This window comes from Kitasatospora sp. NPDC056651 (genome assembly GCF_042792155.1).
Taxonomy (GTDB): Bacteria; Actinomycetota; Actinomycetes; order Streptomycetales; family Streptomycetaceae; genus Kitasatospora.
Genome location: NZ_JBHTWX010000192.1, coordinates 1 through 6,644, shown reverse-complemented (window position 1 = coordinate 6,644; position 6,644 = coordinate 1). Strand labels below are relative to the sequence as shown.

At 72.9% G+C, this 6,644-nt stretch carries 5 protein-coding genes and 1 pseudogene; 5 read left to right on the top strand and 1 reads right to left on the bottom strand.

Going from position 1 to position 6,644, the window contains the following annotated elements; all coding sequences use genetic code 11:
* The 5 genes and pseudogenes from ACFRAR_RS37765 to ACFRAR_RS37745 form a co-directional block, all read left to right on the top strand.
* Positions 1–95, top strand: a pseudogene (locus ACFRAR_RS37765) (NmrA family transcriptional regulator); the annotation flags it as partial.
* An 82-nt stretch (positions 96–177) separates the two neighbouring features.
* Positions 178–825: a hemerythrin domain-containing protein gene (locus tag ACFRAR_RS37760; protein ID WP_380704825.1), complete on the top strand. Its 648-nt coding sequence runs from the start codon at positions 178–180 to the stop codon at positions 823–825.
* Between the two features lie 178 nt (positions 826–1,003).
* Entirely contained in the window at positions 1,004–1,597 is a 594-nt protein-coding gene (locus tag ACFRAR_RS37755) for a DUF1772 domain-containing protein (protein WP_380704823.1), read from the top strand.
* Between the two features lie 303 nt (positions 1,598–1,900).
* Entirely contained in the window at positions 1,901–2,260 is a 360-nt protein-coding gene (locus tag ACFRAR_RS37750) for a hypothetical protein (RefSeq protein ID WP_380704821.1), read from the top strand.
* A gap of 358 nt (positions 2,261–2,618) precedes the next feature.
* Entirely contained in the window at positions 2,619–4,976 is a 2,358-nt protein-coding gene (locus ACFRAR_RS37745) for a lamin tail domain-containing protein (RefSeq protein ID WP_380704819.1), read from the top strand.
* A 60-nt stretch (positions 4,977–5,036) separates the two neighbouring features.
* On the opposite strand, the gene ACFRAR_RS37740 is transcribed toward ACFRAR_RS37745, so the two are convergent.
* On the bottom strand, positions 5,037–6,341 hold the full coding sequence (locus tag ACFRAR_RS37740) for a M64 family metallopeptidase (RefSeq protein ID WP_380704817.1): 1,305 nt from the start codon (positions 6,339–6,341) through the stop codon (positions 5,037–5,039).
* Between the last annotated feature and the right edge of the window lie 303 nt (positions 6,342–6,644).

The following is a 6,644-nucleotide window of genomic DNA, read 5'->3' as shown; positions in this document are numbered from 1 at the left end:
TGGGGGACGGGGTGCGGCGGGCGCTGGGGCGTGAGCCGCGGGACTTCGCCGACTACGCCCGCGCCGCCGCCGCCACGGGCGTGTGGAACGCGTGAGCCGACCCGTCCGGGGCGGCTCCGACCGGCCGCCCCGAAGCGGCGGTCGATGGGATTCCGAACGGACTCTGGAGGTCTGGTCATGGTGGACGGCACGACGGTCTGGTCGACGGAGCGAGGGCCGGGCGCCCTGCCCGAGCAGCTCAAGGGCTTCGGCCTGATGCACGTCGCGATGCGCCGGGACGCGGCACGGCTGACCGCCGTCGCCCAGCGGGGCGCGGCGGGCTCCCACGCCGCGCTCGCGGAGTGGTTCGGGCGGCTGCGCGCGGTGATCGACTGGCACCACCACAGCGAGGACGAGATCCTCTGGCCGTACCTGCGCGGCCGGGTGGCGGGCTTCGACGGCAGCGGGGTCCTGGAGGAGGACCACGAGGCGCTGGACGCCTCGATGCGGCGGGTGGCCGGGGTGCTCGGCTCCGGTCTGCGCGCCGAACTGCCGGAGGCAGCCCGGGCGTTCGAGAGCCTGGTGCGCGAGCATCTGCGACACGAGGAGCCGGTGGTCTTCCCGGCGCTGGCCGGCCTGGCGGTGGACGAGTACCTGCGGGTCGAGCGCCGGATCATCGGCAGCGCGCCGACCCAGGTGATGACCTACCTCCAGCCCTGGATGTTCGACGGCGCGGACGCAGCGGCGGTCCGGGCGGTCTCGGCGACGATCCCGGCCCCGGTGCGGCTGCTGGGACGCACGGTCCTGGACCGGCGCTACCGGCGCGGCCTGGCGCCGGTGCTCTGAGCCGGCCCCGCATCGCGCGGCACGGCAGGGCAGCGCAAGTGCCCTGCCGGGGGACGGAGTTCCGGTTGTCGCGGTTCCGTTGCGCGGCCCGCCGCACGGTGGGCGGTGTCGAGTGTTCCACGTTCGCCGGCGCCGCACTCCGCGGGGCCGGAAGCCGGAAGAGTGAAAGGGATCTGGGATGCGTTCGGATCAGACCGCGGTTCCGCTGTCGTACACGACGCCTTCGACCATCGGGGGTGCGGGGATGGGGAGTTCGGTGCGAGCCGTCGGGCAGAGCAAGGCCGCCGGGCCGCTGCTGGTGGGCGCCACCACCGCGATGGGCCTGATGGCGGGCCTGTTCTTCGCCTTCGACGTGTCGGTGATGCCGGGCCTGGCGGCCGGGGACGACCGCACCTATGTGACGGCGATGCAGCACATCAACAGCTCGATCGAGAACGGGCTGTTCGGCCTGGTCTTCGTCGGTGCCTTCGCGGCGACCGGCATCGCGGCCTGGCTGCTGCACAAGTCGGGGCGCCGGCAGGCGGCGCTCTGGGCGGCGGGTGCGACGGCGCTCTACCTGGTGGCGCTGATCGTCACCATGGGCGTCAACATCCCGCTCAACAACGAGCTGGCGGCGGCCGGCGACCCGTCCCAGATCCACGACTTCGCCGCCGTGCGGGCCAAGTTCGCGGACACCTGGGTGTCGGCCAACATGCTCCGCACCGCGCTGTGCACCGGCGGCCTGCTCGCGCTGACCCGCGCCCTGGTGCTGCACGGCCGCGGCGGCCGCTGAGCCCGGAGCAGGGCTTCCCCGTACGTCCCCGCTGTGCCCGTCCGCCTCGTGCGGGCGGGCACACGCGCGTTGCGGGCCGTGCGCCTACCCCGGCGGCCAGGCCGCCGGGGCAGGCTCGGTGCGCTGGGCCGTGCACCACTGCGCCGGTCCGGTGAACTCGCCCAATTCACTTGGTGAGACACCAAGTTGGCGAACCGGCTGGATGTGGTGGAGCATAGGCCGGGCCCGGTCTGTTGCGGTGCGCTTGCGCCGCGGCCGAGTACCGTACGGCTGCTGGGGGAGGAGGCGGTTCCGGTGACTCCGGTGGAACGTCCGTTTCTGGTCCGGGGGAAGGCGGTGCCCCTGGCCAGATACCTGGCGGAGGAGGCCATCGAAGGTCTGGTGGCCTGCTCGTGCATCGGGAACGAAGTCAGCATCGACCTCGCGGACACCAGGATCCTGGTGAACCTGGTCGACATCGCCGACGTGCTGCGGCTCAACTTCGACATGGTCCAGGACGGTCCGGCCAAGCCGCGTTCCTGGTCCCGCCGACTGCCCGTCGGCACCGGCCCGCGCGAGATCGCGTCCCGGATAGCGCTGGACGTGAGGACCCTGGAGCGCGAACTGGCGCCCCTGCGCCGGCGCCCGCCCCAAGTGGCGCCCGCGCGGCACCGTCCGGGATGAGCCCCGGCGGACCGGCCCGGGCTCGGCGGCGCGCGTGCTGCCGAGCCCGGGCCTCCTGCTGTTCCGGCCGTCTTAACATCCGGGCCGGTCACGGATATTGAGAATCCGTCAGTCACTCACGCCATGCCCGTCAATTGCGGAGTTCCTCCTCCCACTTGTCGCGCGTAGAAACGTTCTCCCGCTGTACGTCTGGCCGTTGCCCGGTGCGAGCGGTAGGGATCTGGTGGCGCTGCTACAACCACAGCGCCGAACTTTCCCATCCGTGGTCACACCGCCGGGTCGCGAGCCCGGACGGTGGTGAGGAGCGAGCCCCATGTGGAGCACCCCGATTCCCCGGACCAGCCCGGGAGCGCCGCGCGTGCGGCGCCGAACGCTGGCGGCGGCCTCCGCCGCGGCCGTGGTGGCGGCACTGGTCGCGCTGCCCGGCGGCGTGGCGCAGGCGGCGTCGCCGGACATCGTGATCAGCCAGGTGTACGGCGGTGGCGGCAACTCCGGCGCCCCGTACACCAACGACTTCGTCGAGCTGTACAACCGCGGCACCACGCCGGTCTCCGTCGCCGGCTGGACGGTGCAGTACGCCTCGGCCGGCGGCTCCAGCTGGGCGAAGACCGCCCTCTCCGGGACGATCGCGCCCGGCCGCTACTTCCTCGTCCAAGAGGCCGCCGGGACCGGGACGGGCGCCGCGCTGCCGACGGCGGACGCCACCGGCACCATCAACATGTCCGCGACCTCCGGCAAGGTCGCCCTCGTCACCAACGGCACGTTGCTGACCTGTGCTTCGGGCTGCGCGACCCAGTCGGGCGTGCGGGACTTCGTCGGCTACGGCAGCAGCGCCGGCTCCGCCGAGGGCTCGCCGACCGGCAACCTGTCGAACAGCACCGCCGCCCTGCGCGTGGGCGGCGGCGCCACCGACACCGACAGCAACGCGGCGGACTTCGTGATCGGCGCGCCCGTGCCGCGCAACTCCGCCTCCACCGGCGGGGGCAACCCGAACCCCGGCGGCACCCGCATCCACGACATCCAGGGCGCCGCCCGCGTCTCCCCGCTGGCCGGCAGCGCGGTCAGCGCCGTGCCCGGCGTGGTGACGGCCGTCGGCCCCAACGGCTTCTGGTACCAGGACCCGCAGCCCGACAACGACCCCGGCACCAGCGAGGGCATCTACGTCTACACGGCCGGCGCGCCCTCGGTCGCCGTCGGCGACTCGGTGACGGTCAGCGCCACCGTCACCCAGTACCGGCCGGGCGGCACCGGCGGCACCAACAACCTGTCGATCACCGAACTGACCGCGCCCAGCGTCACGGTGGTCGCCCACAACGCGCCGCTGCCCGCCGCCACCCTGGTCGGCCCGGGCGGGCGGACACCCCCGTCCACGGTCATCTCCAGCGTCACCTCCGGCGACGTCGAGACCGCCGGGAACTACCAGCCGGCCACCGACGGCCTGGACTTCTGGGAGTCCCTGGAGGGCATGCGGGTCGAGATCGACAACGCGGCCGTGGTCGGCCCGACCAACTCCTACGGCGAGGTCCCGGTCGTCCCGCAGGGCAGCGGCACCCGCACCAACCGGGGCGGCATCCTGCTGCAGCCCGACGACACCAACCCGGAGCGGGTCGTCCTCGGGAAGGCGCTCGCGCCGACCCCGACCGCCAACGTCGGCGACACCCTGACCGGCGCCACCGTCGGCGTGCTCGACTACGCCTTCGGCAACTTCACCCTCCAGGTCACCGCGACCCCGACGGTCACCCCCGGCGGCACCGCCCCCGAGGTCACCGCAGCGCCGACGGCGGGCCAGCTCGCCGTGGCCACCTTCAACGTGGAGAACCTCGCCCCGTCCGACCCGCAGAGCAAGTTCGACGGCCTCGCCGCCGGCATCGTCACCAACCTGCGCTCGCCCGACCTGGTCGCCCTGGAGGAGATCCAGGACAACAGCGGCGCCACCGACGACGGCACGGTGAGCGCGACCCAGACCCTGGCCAAGCTGACCGCGGCCATCACCGCGGCCGGCGGTCCGTCCTACACCTACCGCGAGATCGACCCGGTGGACGGCCAGGACGGCGGGCAGCCCGGCGGCAACATCCGCCAGGTGTTCCTGTTCCGCACCGACCGCGGCCTGTCCTTCACCGACCGCCCGGGCGCCGGCTCCACCACCCCCGACTCCGTGGTGAACGCGGGCGGCACGCCGCAGCTGGCGTACTCCCCGGGGCGGATCGACCCGACCAACACGGCGTTCAACTCCAGCCGCAAGCCGCTGGCCGGTGAGTTCCGCTGGAACGGCAAGCCGGTCTTCGTGATCGCCAACCACTTCAACTCCAAGGGCGGCGACCAGCCCCTCTTCGGCCGCTACCAGCCGCCGGCCCACCCCTCGGAGACCCAGCGCCACAACCAGGCGACCGTGGTGAAGAACTTCACCGACCAGATCCTGGCCGTGGACCCGAAGGCCTCGGTCATCGTGCTCGGCGACCTCAACGACTTCGAGTTCTCCCAGACCGCCGACATCCTCACCGCCGGCGGCTCGCTCACCGACCTGCCGCGCACCCTGCCGCTGCCCGAGCGCTACACCTACGTGTACGAGGGCAACTCGCAGGTGCTGGACCACATCCTGATCTCCGGTTCGCTGGCGGCCACGTCGTACAGCTACGACATCGTGCACATCAACAGCGAGTTCAGCACCCAGCTCAGCGACCACGACCCGCAGGTGGTGCGCATCCCGCTGCCGTAGCGGGCGCGACCGGCCGTGCCGGCCTCCCCGGACCCCGGGGAGGCCGGCACTTGCTTGTGGTCAGCGTGTCACCAGCCAGGACAGGCCCGCGGTGAGCTTCGCGCGCAGCGCGGGGTCCGCGACCGCCGGGGTCGGGTCGGTGGCGACGGCGGTGAGCAGGTGCGGCCGGGAGCGCGGACCGGTCAGCTTGAGCTCGACGAGGTCCAGTGCGGTGCGGTCGGCGAGCCGGGGCAGCTCCCGCCCGTCCAGGTACCAGCGCAGCCGGGTGCCGGGCACCGGCAGACCGACGTCGAGGTGGTCGGCCGAGGTGAGCCGACTTCCCTGGGCCGTAGGGCTGGTGAGCGGGGTCGCGTGGCGGTAGAAGCCCGCGATCATCGCCTCGCGCCCGGGCAGGTTGAACTCCCGCCCGAGCGAGCGCATGATCGAGTTCTCGGTCGGCCGGTAGAGGCCGGACGGGTAGTAGCCACCGCCCAGGTAGCTGCCGACGGTGCCGCCGTCCGGCGAGACCCGGCCCAGCCAGCGCGACCACTTGGTGCCCTGCCGGCGCATCCGGTCCGCGGTGAGCGTGCTGAGGTTGGCCTCGGGCGGCTCGTCGCCCTGGTACGTCCCCTGGTCGGGGTACGTGTACTCGTCGGCGAGCTTGCCCAGCGAGTGCCCGGTCTCGTGCACCGCGATCTGCCCGGACTTCGCGTTGCCGCCCGCCACGGTGGCGATCCCCTCGTAGCCGAGCGGGGAGGTGATGTCGTTGTAGCCGGCGCCGCCGTACTTCGCGCTGTTGGCCACCACCAGCACCAGGTCCGCCTGCGGGGCCTTCGCCGCGTACGCCTCGACCGCCTTCTCGTCCACGCAGAGCAGCCGCTCCACGCCGTCGCACCAGAAGTACGAGCCCAGCGCGGTGTGCCGTACCGTCGCCTGGTCCGGATCGCCGGTGACCCCCGACTCCGGCGAGACCGCCGACACCGCCCAGACGTTGAACAGCCCGCGGTAGGTCGCGTACGGCTCGACGGCGGTCAGCTCACTCCACTTCGCGGCCGCGTCCGAGCGGAACTTCTGCTGCTCCTGCGCCGTGTAGCCGTCGCCGATCACCACCACGTCCAGCTTGGCGGCCGGGTCGCCGTTGTGGACCAGCGCGGTGACCTCACCGTCGCCCCGCACCGGAGCCACGCCCTGGGGGCGGGCGGCGACGTACGGGGAGGCGGCCGGCGCCTGGGCGCGGGAGATGCCGCCGTCCTCGGCGAAGACCTCCACCGGGCGCGTGGGGCCACCGCTCCCCGGGTTGCCCCAGGCAGGCGCGGCCCCGAGTGCCGTTCCGGCGAGTACGGCGGCGAGCAGGGCGGTGGCGGTTCTGGCGGCGGTGCGGTGCACGGGCGTCCTCCCGGGAGAGTGGTCTGTGGCCCGCTTCCTTCCCGTGTCGAGGACCTGACAATCATGATCGACGGGGTGTTCCGGCAGGCTGTCGGCGATCCGGCAGCCTCCCGCCGGAGGCGCGCCGTCATCGGGGTGGGTGGTGTGGGCTGAAGTCGGGTCCGGAGCGGCGGAGTTCGGAGGTGTCTGGTGTTGTGTCAGTTGCTGGTGGTGGTGGTGGTGGTGTGGTTGGTGTGGGTGGTGGTGGTGTAGTTGTGGAGGTCGAGGGTGTGGGTCTGTCGGCGGTAGCGCCAGGTGTAGGTC